General features: G+C 67.6%; 13 protein-coding genes and 1 pseudogene. 6 read left to right on the top strand and 8 right to left on the bottom strand.

Translation table 11 applies throughout. The features are described 5' to 3' along the window. Window positions 1-140: 140 nt before the first annotated feature. Window positions 141-2,120 (bottom strand): FG-GAP-like repeat-containing protein, encoded by a 1,980-nt coding sequence (locus CEP50_RS12535; RefSeq protein WP_181188361.1) that lies wholly within the window; start codon window positions 2,118-2,120, stop codon window positions 141-143. 41 nt (window positions 2,121-2,161) lie between these two features. Then, window positions 2,162-2,665 carry a hypothetical protein gene (locus CEP50_RS12530; RefSeq protein ID WP_146134804.1) on the bottom strand — a complete coding sequence of 168 codons (504 nt, stop codon included), beginning with the start codon at window positions 2,663-2,665 and terminating at the stop codon, window positions 2,162-2,164. Between the two features lie 223 nt (window positions 2,666-2,888). On the opposite strand from CEP50_RS12530, the pseudogene CEP50_RS20910 reads away from it, so the two are divergent. The 4 genes and pseudogenes from CEP50_RS20910 to CEP50_RS12515 all read left to right on the top strand — a co-directional run. After that, window positions 2,889-3,203, top strand: a pseudogene (locus CEP50_RS20910) (ALF repeat-containing protein); the annotation flags it as partial. Window positions 3,204-3,242: 39 nt separating this feature from the next. Further along, complete coding sequence (locus CEP50_RS12525) at window positions 3,243-6,146, top strand: ALF repeat-containing protein (protein WP_258175190.1); 2,904 nt, start codon at window positions 3,243-3,245, stop codon at window positions 6,144-6,146. A 390-nt stretch (window positions 6,147-6,536) separates the two neighbouring features. Continuing rightward, a complete protein-coding gene (locus CEP50_RS12520) occupies window positions 6,537-6,845 on the top strand; it encodes a hypothetical protein (protein ID WP_258175189.1) in 309 nt (102 codons plus the stop codon). 32 nt (window positions 6,846-6,877) lie between these two features. Then, a complete protein-coding gene (locus tag CEP50_RS12515; RefSeq protein ID WP_181188359.1) occupies window positions 6,878-7,306 on the top strand; it encodes a hypothetical protein in 429 nt (142 codons plus the stop codon). Window positions 7,307-7,335: 29 nt separating this feature from the next. On the opposite strand, the gene CEP50_RS12510 is transcribed toward CEP50_RS12515, so the two are convergent. Further along, window positions 7,336-7,875: a nitroreductase family protein gene (locus CEP50_RS12510; protein WP_219905455.1), complete on the bottom strand. Its 540-nt coding sequence runs from the start codon at window positions 7,873-7,875 to the stop codon at window positions 7,336-7,338. A gap of 112 nt (window positions 7,876-7,987) precedes the next feature. Between CEP50_RS12510 and CEP50_RS12505 the strand changes: the two genes are divergently transcribed. Further along, a complete protein-coding gene (locus CEP50_RS12505; RefSeq protein ID WP_106114155.1) occupies window positions 7,988-8,467 on the top strand; it encodes a YbaK/EbsC family protein in 480 nt (159 codons plus the stop codon). A gap of 90 nt (window positions 8,468-8,557) precedes the next feature. Here CEP50_RS12505 and CEP50_RS12500 read toward each other — a convergent pair whose 3' ends face one another. From CEP50_RS12500 to glf, 4 genes are all read right to left on the bottom strand, one after another. Next, window positions 8,558-9,769 carry a decaprenyl-phosphate phosphoribosyltransferase gene (locus CEP50_RS12500; protein WP_106114130.1) on the bottom strand — a complete coding sequence of 404 codons (1,212 nt, stop codon included), beginning with the start codon at window positions 9,767-9,769 and terminating at the stop codon, window positions 8,558-8,560. Next, window positions 9,762-10,349 carry a phosphatase PAP2 family protein gene (locus CEP50_RS12495; RefSeq protein WP_106114129.1) on the bottom strand — a complete coding sequence of 196 codons (588 nt, stop codon included), beginning with the start codon at window positions 10,347-10,349 and terminating at the stop codon, window positions 9,762-9,764. The genes CEP50_RS12500 and CEP50_RS12495 overlap by 8 nt, the downstream gene beginning before the upstream one ends. Before the next feature lie 158 nt (window positions 10,350-10,507). Then, on the bottom strand, window positions 10,508-12,619 hold the full coding sequence (locus CEP50_RS12490; RefSeq protein WP_181188358.1) for a glycosyltransferase: 2,112 nt from the start codon (window positions 12,617-12,619) through the stop codon (window positions 10,508-10,510). Between the two features lies 1 nt (window position 12,620). Beyond that, the gene (gene glf, locus CEP50_RS12485; RefSeq protein WP_106114128.1) at window positions 12,621-13,808 is read right to left on the bottom strand and encodes a UDP-galactopyranose mutase; all 1,188 of its coding nucleotides are present in this window, start codon (window positions 13,806-13,808) and stop codon (window positions 12,621-12,623) included. A 234-nt stretch (window positions 13,809-14,042) separates the two neighbouring features. Between glf and CEP50_RS12480 the strand changes: the two genes are divergently transcribed. Further along, window positions 14,043-15,119 carry a peptidoglycan recognition protein family protein gene (locus CEP50_RS12480; protein ID WP_106114127.1) on the top strand — a complete coding sequence of 359 codons (1,077 nt, stop codon included), beginning with the start codon at window positions 14,043-14,045 and terminating at the stop codon, window positions 15,117-15,119. A 46-nt stretch (window positions 15,120-15,165) separates the two neighbouring features. Here CEP50_RS12480 and CEP50_RS12475 read toward each other — a convergent pair whose 3' ends face one another. Continuing rightward, window positions 15,166-15,978, bottom strand: coding sequence for an HAD family hydrolase (locus tag CEP50_RS12475; RefSeq protein ID WP_106114126.1), 813 nt, complete (start codon window positions 15,976-15,978; stop codon window positions 15,166-15,168). Window positions 15,979-16,005 lie beyond the last annotated feature (27 nt).

The following is a 16,005-nucleotide window of genomic DNA, read 5'->3' as shown; positions in this document are numbered from 1 at the left end:
GTCCTTCCCGGGGCTTCCCCGACATCCTGCTTCCTTCCGAGAAAAACAGGTCTTGCGAACGCTGCCGATACCGAACAGAGTGCCCGACGTCCCTGGGACGCCGGGCACTGTCCAGAAGTCAGATCAACGGACCAAACGGTTTACAGCGAGCTGGCGGGAAGTGCGTTGCACTGTTTCCAGCTCAGTTCGGACTGAGGACACACACCGGTGCCCCACAGGTCGTCGTCCTCGACGAAGGTGTCCCCGGTGGATCGAGAAACGTAGACCCTTCCTTCCTCGTCCGTACGGAAGGTGATGATGTCGTCCTTGCCGTCGCCGTTGAAGTCACCCACGGCAGGAAGCTCCCCGTCCGGGGCGAAATAATCATGCCACCTGCTTCCCGTATTGAAGGTGTCACCTGCGGACAAGGCGACATAAGCCCCACCCTCACCATCGTTCATAAAGGTGATGATGTCGTCCTTGCCGTCGCCGTTGAAATCGCCCACGGCGGGACGCTCGTTCTCCAGACCGAAGTAGTCGTGCCACTTATCATTGTCTTCGACAAATGCGCTGCCGGTGGACAGGGAGACGTAAACGTCATTGGGGTTGTTCGTGTCGTTGCCGAGGAAGGTGATGATGTCGTCCTTGCCGTCGCCGTTGAAATCGCCCACGGCGGGACGCTCGTCGTCCAGACCGAAGTAGTCGTGCCACTTATCATCATCCTCGATGAAGGCGTCACCAGTGGACAAGGAGACGTAGACATCACCATTGTTGGTGGCGTCGTTGCCGAGGAAGGTGACGATGTCGTCCTTGCCGTCGCCGTTGAAGTCACCGACGGCGGGACGCTCACCCTGCGGCGCGAAGTAACCGTGCCACAACCGGAAAGCGCCGAACCCTGACTCGCCTCCCAGGGCGACGTAGACTCCGCCCGACTCGCCCTGTTTGAACAGGGCGACATCGGACCTTCCGTCACCGTTGAAATCCCCGGAAAGCTGGGTGTCCGTTTCCTCGATCAGCGAGGTGTTCCAGCTCTTCTCCGCCGAGAAGGAGACTCCGTCGGAGTCCGAGACGGAGAAGTTGCCCTTCTCGAAGGTGGCGATGTCCTCGTAACCGTCACCGTTGAAGTCGGTTCCGGCCTCAGGGGTGGTCGTGGCCGTCACGGTGTGGGTGGCGGTCTGCTGCTGCCCGGAGGCCGTGACAGGAGCCACCCGGTAATGCCAGGTCCGGGAGGCACGCAGGGCCTCGTGGCGGTAGGTGTGGTTGCTGGTGGTGCCCACCAGTGCGGAGTCCGTCAGGGGGACCTCGGGCGTGGTGGCCGCGTAGATTCGGTACTTCTCCGCGTTGGAAGGCTTCCAGCTCAGGTTGATGGCGTGCTTGCTGGCCGGTGTGGCGGTCAGATCGAGCATGCCCGAGTTCACCCAACCGACGAGGTCGTCGGTGCGGGCGATGGTGGCACCGCGCTTGGTGGTGTCCTCACCGAAACAGCCGTGCTGCCAGGAGGCGCTGTTGACGCCGACCAGTTCCACCCGCTCGTTGACCTGCCGCAGCACCGGTCCACCCGCGTCGCCCTTGCAGATGCTGTCCTGCTCACTGGTGCCGAGCACGTTCAGGGAGGTGTCCCCGACGGCTTCCACCGAGAAGGTGCCGGTGTGGGGTGTGTTCGGGGTCCACTCGGTTGCGGTGCGGCCGTAGCCCGCCGAACGGAACGTGTCCCCCTGGGAGGCGGCGGTCTCGCTCAGCGACACCGGGGTGACGCCGTCGACGGCGCTGCCCAGCTTGGCCAGCACCAGGTTGCGGTCGGTGCGGGGCACGAGGTCGACCACGTCGACGGTGTGCCCGCTGCTCCCCGACACGTCGCCCCCTCCGACGGTGGCCGTGGTGGGGGTGGTGGGTTCACCGGCGGGCACGCTTCCGGGATTCGCCGGGTCCTCGGCGAAACAGGAGGCCGCCGTGACCAACCACTGCTGTGCCACCAACGCTCCCGAGCACGAGCGCTGGTCACCGACATCCACCTTGGCCAGAAAGCCGTAACTGCCGTCCGGGACCGGCTGGCCCCCGCTGATCGCCTGCGCGGGCAATCCGCAGAGTGCCGTGGCGGCCACGGCGGTGGCGGCGATCCCCGCCGCACGTCTCGATCTCAACAAAACCAATTCCTTCGTTGTTCGCTTCCTCGATTGAGTCCTCACTGGGAGACACGCAGCTCGACCAGAGCGGCCGGATCATTGTCGGGAGGCTGTTGTCCTTCTCCGACAGGCGTGTACTCTCCGGGAGAGATCTGCACGTTTTCGGTTTCTCCGTTGACGGTCAAAGAAGCGTCGACGCTGTGGTCATCCCCATGGATCGCGTAGACCCTCGGGATCTCCATCGTCAGCCAACCGCTTTCTCCGATCACCTCGTAGCACGAGGTCGCGACATCGACGCTTTCCACCTTGATAACAGGAGTATCGGTGTCGCAGCCGGTCTTGATGATGTTACCGTCGCCTTCGATCAGTTTGATGCCGGTCTCCGCTTCGATCGCATCGGCGCCGGGATAGCTGTAGTCCTCCACGATCGGAGGAGGTGTCGAGTTCGTTGCTTTCTCCGTGACATCACCATCGTCGGCGGCCGCGAACGCGGCGGCCACGCCGGTGGAGGTCGCCAACAGGCCCGTCACACCGAACAAAGCCGAACGCGTGAATTTACGCATATCTCTCCATCTTCATTCCAGAAACAACAGGAATTCCATCAAATCCCATCCACCGAAAAATTCCGCAGGAACCTTACGCGATCTCTTTCGTGCGGTCAAGACCAAAAAGAAACCTCCACCGAGAGTGAAGTTGATCTCTTTCGTATTGACGCAGCATCGCTACTTAATTAATCGAATCGTTATCAAGTAATTTTTTCGGAAAAAGCGTTGCCCTTCCCCGTTCATGGTGAGAACGTGCTCCATCGGGTCTTTCAAGCTGATCTTGGAGGAGCGAGTGTCACTACCCGGAAAAAGCGGACGTGTTGACGTTGGGAAAGGTCGTCGACGTGCTGGTATAGCTACCGGCGTCGTCGCCACGACTCTGATCGGATTATTAGGGAATGCTCCTTTCGCAGTAGCAGCGGACAGTCAGATCACCCCGCAGGATCGTGCCGAAGCTGTCCGGCTGTGGGAGGAAGGCGGTCCCACGACGCGAAAGGAGGCAGCCGGAGCCCTCGCGGAGGGAGACACCGCGTTACGTGAATTTCTCAACAACGGCAGGGAGGCTGCCGAGCATCAGGACTTACGCATCCGGACCATGCGGATCATGGATGCTGGCGGACCTGCTACGAAAAAAGCCGCAGACCGGGCACTGGAAACGGATACCGAGGAAGCTCTGCGGAACTTCCTGGACAGCGGCTGGAAGGACCCCTACCACACGGACCTGCGGCTGTGGGTGGTACAGATCAAGGCTGCCGGTGGCCCGAGTGTACGCAGTGCCGCCGAGAAGGTGCTGGACACCGACACCAACGAGGCCTTGGAGGGGTTCCTCGAATCCGGCTGGAAAGAGCCGCACCGCACTGATCTCAGACTGAAGGTGGTGCAGGCGAAAGACGCCGGTGGTCCGCATGTTCAGCAGGCAGCTGAGCGGGCGTTGGACGCGGGCACCGAAGCGGCACTGAGCCGCTTCTTCAACTACGAGTGGGAAGTCGCGCAGGCCCGTGACGAGGAGAAGGCCACGGTCACCGAACTGGTCGAACGTGCTGAGCGGGCCGAGGAACAGGCACGAAAACGTACTGTCAGTGCGCAGCAGGCCAGCGAACGTGCTGTGAAAGCCGCGGAGGAGGCGAGGAAGGCCGCACAACGAGCCAAGCAGGAGACCGAGGCCGCCCAAGGCGACACGCAGCGGGCAAGTGCCGCAGCTCGGGAAGCGGCCAGGCTGGCCGAGGAAGCAGCCCGGGCGGCCAATACTGCGATCAAAGCCGCCACTGCCGCCGATCGCGCCGCACGGGTCGCGGCCAACGCTGCGTCACGCGCCGCCAGCGCCGCGAGCCTGGCGGGACAGGCCGCTTCACGGGCGTACTCGGCCGCCTCGGCCGCCGCGCAGGATGCGAGTCAGGCCGAAGCCGCCCGCAACGCTGCCGAAACCGCCAGGAACGCGGCCGCCGGCGCGAATCGCGCCGCGGATGCCGCGCGCAGTGCTGGGAACGCGGCCGACCAGGCCGCGAACGCGGCTCAGGCAGCAGCCAGCGCTTCCGACAACGCGAAGGCCGCTGGTGCTGCGGCCAATGAGGCCTCGAAGCAGGTGGGCGTAGCCGAGGACGCGGCGGCCGAGGCTCGGAAAGCCGGTGCCGAAGCCCGAGCGCAGGCCCAACGAGCCACCCAAGCGGCCAACGCGGCGACCTCACTGGCCAACCGGGCGGGCAAGGCAGCCGACAACGCCGCTGCGGCGGCCGATTCCGCGGCCCGACACGCCAACAACGCCGCCAAGGCGGCCGAGGACGCGGCCCAACACGCGGGAGAGGCTGACGACGCTGCCGCCGAAGCGACTCGACACGCCAATGCCTCCATCGAGGCCGCGAACGCCTCGACAGCGGCGGCGAAACAGGCCCGTGAGATCGTCGAGCTCGCGCGCGAAGCCGACGCCGAACGGCTCTCCCAGGAAAAACAACGTCTCATCGATTTGGCACAGCGAGCCAAGCGGGAAGTCCAAAAAAGCCAGAGTAAGGCTCAATGGGACGCTCTCGAACAGTCCCGGGTGGACGAGGAGACCCGGAAACTGCTCGAGGCGGCGACGGCTGCCGACGCTTCCCCGTCGACAGTGCTAAACAAAGGAAGACAGGCCGCAGTCAACATCATGCGCACCGGTGGGCCATGGAGTCGGAAGGCAGCCCAACACGCGTTGTCCGGCACAGAGGCCGACATACGTCACTGGCTCGAATCGGGTCGGGAAGCAGCCGCGGACTCGGACAACCGGTCTCGTGTGGCACGCATCGCAGAAATCGGGGAACCCGCAGAGCTGCGCCAGGCTGCCGAGGAGGCCTTGCATGGCACGGCATCCGAGATCGAGAATTTCCTGAAGAACCAGCAGTATCCTGGTCGAACCACGGACGAGCGGGTGCGGGTGGTACAGATCAAGGACGGTGCCACGGGACCCGCTGTCAGGGAAGCGGCCGAAGAAGCGCTCAACGGGAGCCAAGCCGATGTTCACCGGTTCCTCGTCGAGGGGCAGTTCACCGCTCGTGCCACAGATGACCGGGTCAACACGACACGGCTCAAGGACGGCGGCGGTCCCCATGTCCGGGCAGCGGCCGAAGCGGCACTACAGGGGCCGTCCGCCTGGACCCGAGCCTTCCTCCAACGTGGACAATACATCGCCAAACACCGTGACCACCGGGCCGCTGTGCACAACGCGGAGATGAACCGGCTGGTCGAACGCGGTCTGCAGGCGGCTGCGAACGCACAACGGCAGGCCTACGAAGCCGCGCAAGCGGCCGCGAAGGCACGCGGAGCGGCCGAGGAGGCCGGTGAATACGCCCGGCAGGCGGCGAACTCCGCCGACCAGGCGGCGCAGTACGCCCAACAGGCTCGGAGTTCGGCCGAGGAGGCGCAGGCAGCGGCACAGCAGGCGGCCGATTCGGCGAGTGCCGCCCAGAACGCGGCCGACTCGGCACAGCAGTCCGCCCACGAGGCGAAGGTCTACGCTGTCCGGGCACAGCGCTCCGTCTCCGATGCGCGCAGCTACGCCTCAGAAGCCTACGAAGCCGCTGACAAGGCTCGTGACGCGGCGCTACAGGCCGGTCAGGACGCCGACACCGCCGCCAAAGCCGCCGAACAGGCCCGCCAAGAGAAAATAGAGCAGGAGCGAGCCGAGTACGCCGAAAAGAGAAAAAATCGCCCAGAAATAAAAGAGGAGGACATCAAGAAGGTCAGTAACCGCGTCGAAAGATGCATAGCATCCTTCCCGAAAGGGCACCCAGAAAAAGCAACCTGCGAACAAGAATACCCACCAAAAGATGAAGGATACATTCCAGGGATAGGAGACTGTGGAGAAGCGATCATTGGCATGGCAGGTTCCACCGTCGGACTCATAGCTTCAGGAATAAGCATGGCTGGCTCACCAGCCACCGGAGGAGTTAGCGGAATAGCAGGAGCCATAGGATTCAAAGCTTCCGAGTTCGGATTCGCAATGAGCGCCGGACAAGCAGTGAATTCATGCTGAAGGAAAGTGATATCGATGAGACCCAGACCACTCCTTTCAGCGATTATGGCCGCCGTCGGACTGGTGTCGACCGGAGCAGGAACAGGAATAATACCACTTTTCGGAATACTAAATGGAGAAAATCCGTTCAGCTCGACACATCTCACAGCATACACCGTGACATCATTAATTTGCTTCCTGACCCTCCCTCTCGCGATCACAGGAATAACGAAGGAAACAAGGAGAAGGAAGCAAACCGGACATAGTCCGCAAGAACAACAGGAAGGCTTCCCGGAGGGGAGGACCCCGTGAACGAGGATAATGAATTATCATCACGCTTCATCGAAATCCTGCGAGAAAAAAGGTGCTTGGCAGCAGGCCGAACCGGAAAACGCCCTGAGAGGGTGGCGTTTGTTCGTCCAAGGCTGTGAGGAAGGCTACGACGACAACCAGTACGAGTACTACAACGACATCGTGGTCCGAGACATCCTCGAACGGGCGTTGGACGATCCGGAGCTCAACCGTCTCCCCGGGATCGAGTGGCTGCGCCGCGAAGTGGCCGCGGCCGACCAACGCCTCCGAACCATCCTGCACGAACAACCGGTCGACGACCCCGAGCACCACCCCTGGTGGCGCGCCTACGTGCCTTACTACGGCGGAAGAGAGTTCGCCGAGGACATCCAGGAGCTGTACGGAGTGACCCTGCACGTCGTCGACTGAGCCCGGATCGTCCCGGAATCAGGGCCGCCGGGGTGACACACCACTGCCCCGGCGGCCCTGCCATCCGAGATCCCAGGAGAAGACAAACCTCGGAATTATCTCCCCGTAGAACGGGAATTCCCTATCCGGAAGACGCGCTCAGCGACTGGCAGAACTTCGTCGCCCTGTGCGAGGAAGGCTACGACGACAACGAATTCGAGTACGCCTTCGACCTCGACGCCCGGGGCCTTCTCGAGGAAGCCCTGAACGACCCGGAGCTCAACCGCCTTCCCGGGATCGAGTGGCTGCGCCGGGAAGTGGCCGAGATCGACGAACGCTTCCGCCGGATCCTGCACGAACAACCGGTCGACGACCCCGAGCACCACCCCTGGTGGCGCGCCTACGTGCCTTACTACGGCGGAAGAGAGTTCGCCGAGGACATCCAGGAGCTGTACGGAGTGACCCTGCACGTCGTCGACTGAGCCCGGCACCCCTCGGAGGCCCGCGCGGCTCACTCCCCCGACCAGATCCGCTCCAACGGCAGCCGCCCGGTGGGCACCGCCGAGGTCCCCTCGGGAGCGACGGCGGGCCTGCCGAGAGCGATCGCGGTCCGCACCGACCAGGGCTCGGTGAAACCGGCCAGGGCGGTGACCCGCTCGACGTTGCCCTCGGGGAAGAACGTGGCGGGACAACTGCCCAGCCCCACGGCCCGCGCGGCCGTCATGATCACCTGTGCGACCCTGCCCCCGTCGAACTCGGCGTCGGCCCAGCGCCGGTCCAGGGCCAGCAGCACCACCACCGGGGCGCCGCGCAGGTGCAGCGCGTAGTCCCCGCGGCGGCTGAGCTCGGCGCGCAGCCCCGCGTCCCGCACGGTGTGCAGCCGCCACGGCTGGCGGTTGCGGGCCGAGCCCGTCCAACGGGCCACCTCGAAGATCCCGGCCAGTTCCTCCCGGGAAACGTCCTCGTCGGTGAACCAGCGCGTCGCCGGCGGACCGTCCAAGCGCCCCCGCCGTCGCGGGGAACGAACACCACGCCCACTCGAATCGTTCACCGGAACAGTATGGTGCGCTAACGTGCACCCGTCGTCGCGGGTCGAACCGGCACAGGCCGAAACCAGGGAGGTTCACCACGTGCAGTCGGAGACGAGCGTCCCGCCGGAGGAGATGCTGCCGGAACGCAGCAAGGAGGTGGCGCGGGCGCTGCGGGCCGCCGGGGTGCCCGGGGAGATCCGGGAGATGTCCGGCTCGACCCGCACCGCCGCCGACGCCGCGGCCGCGCTCGGCTGCGAGACCGGGGCCATCGCCAGCAGTCTCGTGTTCCTGTCCGCCGGACAGCCGGTGCTGGTGCTGGCCAGCGGTCGTCACCGGGTCGACACGCGGTGGCTGGCCGAACAGCTCGGATGGCCCCGGCTGGAACAGGCCAAGCCGGAACAGGTGCGCCGCGCCACCGGGCAGGCCATCGGCGGGGTCGCTCCCCTCGGCCATCCCGAACCACTGACGACGGTGGTGGACAGCGCGCTGGCCGAGCACCCGCGCGTGTGGGCGGCCGGGGGAACCCCGCGCACCGTCTTCCCCACCACCCACGACGAGCTCGTGCGCGTCACCGGGGGGCGTTCCCTGTCCGTGGTCGACGAGCGGGGGTGAACCACGCGCCCGTCCGTCCCGCCGGGCCGGGCACGGAGCCCGCGAGCCCGGGTTCCGTGCTCGGGGCACGGACCGGTCCCTCGGGAACGGTCACAGGTAGAAGGCCAGGAAGAGGCACCCAGCGAGCAGCCCGAACAGCAGCAGCAGCACCCTGTCCTTGAGCGCCACCTCCTCGGGCTCGCCGGCCACTCCCTTGTCCACGTCCACGGCGTAGCGCAGGATGCCGATCACGAAGGGGATGATGGAGATGATCCCCCAGCGCGAGTTGTCCTGGTGCTGGATGTCGTAGGCCCACAGGCTGTAGGACATGATCATGATCGCCGCCGAGATCGCCCACACGAACCTCAGGTAGGAGGCGGAGTAGGCCCGCAGCGACCTGCGGATCTTCGCGCCGGTCTCGTTGGCCAGCTTGACCTCGGCGTAGCGTTTGCCGGCCACCATGAACAACGAGCCGAACGCCACCACGATGTAGAACCACTGGGTGATCACCAGCCCGGCGGCGGCGCCCCCGGCCACGGCACGCAGCAGGAAACCGGAGGCCACGATGCACAGGTCGATCACCGGCTGGTGCTTGAGCCCGAAGCAGTAGCCCAGCTGCACGCCCACGTAGACGGCCATCACCGCCAGCAGCGGCATGCTCACCAGCGCCGAGAGCGCGAGCGAACCGACCAGCAGCAGCCCGCACACGGCGTAGGCCACCGGCAGCGGGACCAGCCCGGCGGCGATGGGGCGGTTGCGTTTGGTGGGGTGCGCCCGGTCGGACTCGACGTCGATCGCGTCGTTGATGAAGTAGATCCCGGAGGCGGCCATGGAGAACACCACGAAGGCCATCGCCGCGTCCAGCAGCACCGGCCCCCGCAGCAGCGCCCCGGCGGTGAACGGGGCGGCCAGCACGAGGATGTTCTTGACCCACTGCTTGGGACGCAGCTCCCGGAGCAGCCCGTTGAGCAGCCCGGAGAGGGTTCCCGCCGCCGCGACCACTCTCGCGTGGTAGGCCTCGGAGGCCTTGTCCGTGGCCTCCCGCTCCCCGGAGGTCCCGGTGTCCCCCTCCAACGCGGCGGCCTCACCGCCCGCCTCGGAGCCGATGACCCCCTCCGAGTCGGTCTCGATCCGCCGCTCGGTCTGCCGCGTGGGCCCCGCGCCGTCGGCGGAGGCGCCCGTTCCGTCGGCGCCCGGGTCGGTGGCCAGCTTCGTGCCGCCGTGTCCCGCCGACTCGTCCCGTTCCTCGGCCCGGTGTCCGCGTTCCTGGGACGCGGTGGGCTCCTCGTCGAGCTGAAAACCGGTTTCGTTGTTGTCAGCCACGGTTCCTCCGCCGTTCGAGGTGGCGACGTACTCCCCACGCCACGACACCGCCGAGCGTGGAGCCGGCGGCCACGTCGCTCGGATAGTGCACGCCGAGCACCAGCCTGCTGACCAGCATCGGCGGCACCAGGACCGGGCTCAGCCGACGGCCGAGCAGCCTGCCGTAGAGCGCGGCCGCGGTCGTCGTCGAGGTCGCGTGCGAGGAGGGGAAGCTCAGCCTGCTCGGGGTGCTCACCAGCACCCGCACCCCGGGGTCTCCGGGTCTGCTGCGCCGCACCGCCCGCTTGACCGCGATGGAAGCGCCGTGCGCGGCGGCCACCCCGGCTGCCGAGGCCACCCACTCGGCACGGCGTCCCCGGTCGAACAAGGCCCCGAGCGCGCCCAGGGCCAGCCATCCGATCGCGTGGTCACCGAACTTCGACATACCTCTGGCGACCGTAACCACAGGCTGCTTGGCCAGCACCTCCTGCACGCCCCGCACGGCCACGGTCTCGGCCGTGACCTCGCGCGGCGGCTGCCGCCGCGAGTGCTCCGGCTCGGTCTCCTCGGCGGCGGGCGCGGTGGTCAGCTCTGCGTCCACTTCTTCTCCGGCTTCCTCTCGGGCGGCGGCACGGAGACCGTCGACGCCCACCGAGGGGGTCTTCCGTGCTCTCGGCCGTTGGCGGTACTCGACGACACGGCCACCCGGGAACGGGTTCCCTCCGGGCGGGCGCTGCCGTTCCCGGATGGCCGCCGCGCTCACTCGTACATCTGCTTCCACGACTCCGGGCTGGTCAGCTCCGGCAGGGCGGAACGATACGCCTCCCGCAACCTCGGCCACTCACGGACCAGCCTGCGGTAGTCTGCCACGGCCCTGAGCCCGAGCCTGCGGAACTCCTCCGGGTCGCGTCGCCGGAAGGCGGTCCCGCTGCCGTCGGCGGTGGAGACGGTGGCGCTGTCCAGCGCCCCCAGCAGGAACCACCGCGCGCTCTGCGAGGGGATGTTGAGCTGGGGACGGCGCCGGGCCTCGGCGGAGGGCTGCTTGAGGTTGTGCAGCAGCGCCTTCGAGGCACGCCGCGCGATCCGGCTGGTGCGCACCGGCGGGTCCAGCAGCCGCTCGGCCATGATCGGGTCGGCCGTGGGCGGCGGCAGCTCTCCCGCCGAGGAGTAGGTGCGCGCGTCGTCGTAGTCCTCCCGGATCCTGCGCACCTCGGGCAGCGCCGTGCGCAGGCTCTCGAACAACCCCTGCGGGCCGTTCAGGAAGTCCTCCACGGCCTTGAGCTGGATCGCGACGGTCGAGTACTCCATCGAGAACAGGTGCCGCAGGGTGAGCTTGAAGCTCTGCTTGAGCAGGTTCCCGCGCACCGAGTCCGGGCTGTGCAGCGCGGCGAGGATCAGCCGGTTGCGGGTGTGGAAGTAGGCGGTCCAGTCCGTGGCGTCGTTCTTGTCGGTCCACGGCATGTGCCACACGGCCGCCCCGGGAAGCGAGACCGTGGGATAGCCGTACTCCCCGGCCCGGACGTGGTACTCGGCGTCGTCCCACTTGAGGAACAGCGGAAGCGGCAGCCCGGTGTTCTCGATGACCTCGCGGGGGAACAGGCACATCCACCAGCCGTTGTAGGTGGAGTGGATCAGTTTGTGCAGCTTGCTGCTCTTGCGCAGCGGATACGCGGCGAAGTCGTGGTCGGTGGCGGCTCCGGGGGCGGCGCGCCACATCGCGGCGCCCAGGTCGACCACCTCGCCCATGGTGTGCAGCCGGGAGCGGGCCTGGAGGTTGAGCATGTGCCCGCCGACGATGACCGGGCGCACCGAGGCCCGTGCGAAGGCGTTGGCCCGCAGCACCCCGTCCGGTTCCAGCGCGATGTCGTCGTCGAACAGCATCACCTGCTCGGCGTCGGAGTTGTACACCCCCTCGTACATCACGCGGGTGAACCCGCCGGAGCCGCCGAGGTTGGGCTGTTCGATGACGTGCAGCTTGTCCCCGATCCGTCGGGCCGCCTCGTCGAAGCCCTCGGTCTCGCGGATCTTCTGCCCGCCCTGGTCGGCCACGACCACCCGTTCGACGAGGTCGAGCACCTGGCTGTCCTCGCCCAGGGTGCACAGGGTCTGCACGCAGTCGGCGGGGCGCATCGTGGTGGTGCCCACCACGACGCGCTGCCTGGGCAGGGCGAGGTCGGTGGTCCAGGCGGCCTCGTCGATCTCCAGTTCGCCGTCGTTGGTGAACAGGTCGAACCAGATCCAGCCGCCGTCCTCGAACGGTTTGAGCGAGATCCGGAACTCCAGCCAGCGCCACGACTTCGGGGAGGACACCCGGGTGCCCTCCAGGTGGACGACGTCCCCGTCGGGCTTGGAGCGGTAGACGTCCAGCCGCCCCGAGCCGCGTGCCTTCAGCCGTAGCACCACCTCGTCCAGGCGGGTCCAGCGCTTCCAGTAGCTGGCCGGGAAGGCGTTGAAGTACGAGGCGAAGGAGACGCGGGAGTTGGACGGGATCCGCACCGAGCGGCGCGAGAGCACGGTGGCCCGCTGGGACACCTCGCTCGGCTCGTCCAGGTACAGCGGGCGGGCGTCGAGCGGGTCCTCGGCCCGGGGCAGCAGCACCCGCTGCAACATCTGTGTGGGACTCACCTTCCGGTGGCCGGTACGTACCGTGGCCGAGTCACTCAGCTTGCTCTCCCCCGCCTCGGGCGAGTCGAACGTCTCCGGGGCGGGCGTCTCGTCGCCTCCCTCCGCGGAGGCGGCCTGCTCCCGGGCCGACTCCGCCGCGGAACCGGCCTCGCCGTGCTCCCGCTGGGATCCCGCCGGCGCGGACTCCGCCTCGGTGGCCGGCGGGCCCGTCGGTTCCGATTCGGCTGGGGTAGTCCGGTCAGTCACGTCAGTCCTCCATCGAGCCGTCCAACGAGCGGCCCTCGGTGAAGTAGGGGGAAACCTTGTTGTCGAACATGCTCAGCGCCGAACCGATCGCCATGTGCATGTCCAGGTACTTGTAGGTACCCAACCTGCCGCCGAAGAGCACCTTGCGCTCCTTCGCCTCCCGTTTGGCGAGTTCGCGATAGGTCTCCAGCTTCGCCCGGTCCTCGGACGTGTTGATCGGGTAGTAGGGCTCGTCGCCGCTGTCCGCGAAGCGCGAGTACTCCCGGACGATCACGGTCCTGTCCTTGGGATAGTAGTCCCGTTCGGGGTGGAAGTGCCGGAACTCGTGGATCCGCGTGTACGGGACCTCCTCGTCCGCGTAGTTCATCACCGGGGTGCCCTGGAAGTCCCCGGTGTGCACCACCTCGGTCTCGAAGTCGAGGGTGCGCCAGCCGAGCCTGCCCGCGGAGTAGTCGAAGTAGCCGTCCAGCGGGCCGGTGTAGACGACCGGCACCTCGGGCAGCTGGTCGCGCACCTCGAAGTAGTCGGTGTTGAGCCGCACCTCGATGTTGGGGTGGTCGGCCATCCGACGCAGCCAAGCCGTGTACCCGTCCACCGGCAGGCCCTCGTAGGTGTCGTTGAAGTAGCGGTTGTTGAAGGTGTAGCGCACCGGCAGCCGGGTGATGTTGCTGGCGGGCAGTTCCTTCGGGTCGGTCTGCCACTGCTTGGCCGTGTAACCGCGCACGAACGCCTCGTAGAGCGGCCTGCCGATCAGCGAGATCGCCTTTTCCTCGAGATTCTTGGCCTCGGCGGTGTCGATCTCGGCCGCCTGCTCCGCGACCAGGGCCTTCGCCTCGTCGGGGGTGAAGGCGCGCCCGAAGAACTGGCAGATCAGCCCGAGATTCATCGGGAACGAATAGATCTGTCCCTGGTAACGGGTGAAGACCCGGTGCTGGTAGTCCGTGAAATCCGTAAAGAGATTCACATAGTCCCAGACCCGCTTGTTCGAGGTGTGGAAAAGGTGGGCACCGTAGCGGTGCACCTCGATTCCCGTTTCCGGCTCGGCCTCGGAATAGGCGTTCCCCCCGATGTGATGCCTTCTCTCCAGCACCAGCACCCGCTTGTTCAGCTGGCTGGCGGCACGTTCAGCGACGGTAAGTCCGAAAAATCCCGAACCTACGATGATCAGGTCATAGCCTCCGAAGCTCACAGCCGCGAGGGTAGCTTGAGGTGTTCCACCACGCGGGCGGCGGGGACTGCGCCGCGTCACGACAACGGCCCCGCTCCCCACACGCGCGGGTGAACCACGCTTGCCCAGCCGGGTCACCGCCCGGGCCCGCCGCGCGAGCCCCCTCCCGATCCGCGTCCAGCGAGCGCACACCACGCCCCGGTCCCATACTCGCCGGAACCAACGGCCCACCGGTTCCGCAGAACGAGGTAGCGCATGTTCCGCGCACTGGCCACCGCGACCGTGGTGCTGACCACCACGGCACTGCTCACGGCAGCGACCACGGAACGACAGCAGGATCCGGCCCGGACGGACCCGGAGCGCACCACGGCCGAGCGGGTGGACCTGTCCACGGCTCCCCGAAGCCGGGCCGAGCCGAGCACGCGCACGGTGCGCACCCGGAAACCGTTCAGCATGGTGGCGCTCACCTGGAGCGGCCCCGCCCCGGACCGGATGCTGGTCCGCCCCCACCGGCCGGGCGGCCGGGGCGAGTGGCACCGACTGGCCCCGCTCGGGCGGGACACCCCGACCGGCACCGCCCCGCCGACGGCGACCCGTGCCCGGTGGATCGGCCCCACCACCGCCGTACGGATCCGGGCCCAGCGGGCGGGCCGGGACGTGACCGGGCGACTGCGCCTGATCGCGATCAGCCCCGCTGCCACGCCGGTGGAGACCGCACCGGAACCGCGCGGGCCCCGCCCACCCGTGGTCACCAGAGCCGATTGGGGAGCCGACGAGAGCGTGATGCGCTGGCCACCGGAGTACGCCGCCACCACCCGGGCCGCCGTGATTCACCACACGGTGGAGACGAACGACTACACCTGCGCCGACTCGGCCCGTGTCGTCCGGGGGCTCTACCACTACCACGCGGTGGAACTGGGCTGGGGCGACATCGGCTACCAGGTGCTGGTGGACAAGTGCGGCACGCTGTTCGAGGGACGCACCGACGGGCTGGACCGGCACGTGGTCGGCGGCCACACCCGGGGGTTCAACGCGCAGACCTTCGGGGTGGCGCTGATCGGCAACTTCCAGACCGCCGTCCCCTCCGGGCGGGCGCTGCGCGCCGCCGGAGCCGTGGCGGGGTGGAAACTGGGCACCACCGGCAGGGACCCGCGAGGGGAGACCACCCTCGTCTCGGGAGGCGGCCAGGGCAACAGGTATCCGGAGGGCACCGCGGTGCGACTGCCCCGGATCTTCTCCCACCGGGACGTCGGGGAGACCGCCTGCCCCGGCGAGCACCTGTACGCGCGGCTCGACCGGATCCGCGAGCACGCGGCCGACCGGGCCGGGTGAGCGCGGAGAACTCCAGTGGGCGGCCCACACCGTCACCCGGCCGGCGTCACCACCAGCGCTCCAGCACGGCGGCGACCCCGTCGGCGGCGTTGTCCGCGGTCACCTCGTCGGCCGTCTGCCGCACCTCCGGGTGGGCGTTGCCCATGGCCACCCCGTGGCCCGCCCACTCCAGCATCGGGACGTCGTTGGGCATGTCCCCGAAGGCCAGCACGTCCTCGGCGGCCACACCCAACTGCCCGGCCACCCGGGCCAGGCCGCTCGCCTTGTCCACCCCGGCCGCGGACAGCTCCAACAGCCCGGAACCGGTCGAATAGGTCACCCGCACCCCCTCCCCCAGCACCTGTTCGGCCACCGCCGCCATCCGGGCACTGCTCAGGTGCTCGTGCAGCACCAGCAGCTTGTCGGCGGGCGCCCCCACGAACTTCTCGACCGGTGTGACCCGCAGGTCGGGGTTCGGCCAGCACCGGTGGAAGTCCGGCTCGCCCAGGAACTGCTCGTCGACGCGGTCCCGCGCGGCACCGGTGGAACGCTCCACCCCGAAGGAGCACCCGGGCAGGGCGCGCCGGAGCGCGCCGGTGGCCTCGCGCAGCGTCTCCGGCGCCAGCGGGTCGGAACCCACGACGGTGTCGGTGGCCGCGTCGTAGTGCACCGCCCCGTTCGAGCACACCACCGGACCCGCCACACCCAGCTCCCCGACGATGCGCGGCACCCACCGGGGAGGCCGTCCGGTGACCAGCACCAGCGGCACGCCCGCCGCGTCCACCGCCCGAGCGCGCTCGGCGGTGCGGGCACTCACCCGCTCGGAGGGATCGAGCAGGGTTCCGTCGAGGTCGGAGGCTACGAGACACGGTTGACGCACTCCCCCATGATGCCCGGGCAGCGGGGC

Source organism: Actinopolyspora mortivallis, from assembly GCF_003001495.1.
GTDB classification, from domain to species: Bacteria; Actinomycetota; Actinomycetes; order Mycobacteriales; family Pseudonocardiaceae; genus Actinopolyspora; species Actinopolyspora mortivallis_A.
The sequence above is the reverse complement of the archived record's forward strand: the minus strand, read 5'-3'. Positions and strand labels throughout refer to the sequence as shown.

Coding starts and splice junctions, on each gene's coding strand:
- CEP50_RS12530 (WP_146134804.1), bottom strand. CDS start 2,665: ATGCGTAAATTCACGCGTTCGGCTTTGTTCGGTGTGACGGGCCTGTTG.
- CEP50_RS12525 (WP_258175190.1), top strand. CDS start 3,243: ATGCGGATCATGGATGCTGGCGGACCTGCTACGAAAAAAGCCGCAGAC.
- CEP50_RS12505 (WP_106114155.1), top strand. CDS start 7,988: ATGCTGCCGGAACGCAGCAAGGAGGTGGCGCGGGCGCTGCGGGCCGCC.
- CEP50_RS12480 (WP_106114127.1), top strand. CDS start 14,043: ATGTTCCGCGCACTGGCCACCGCGACCGTGGTGCTGACCACCACGGCA.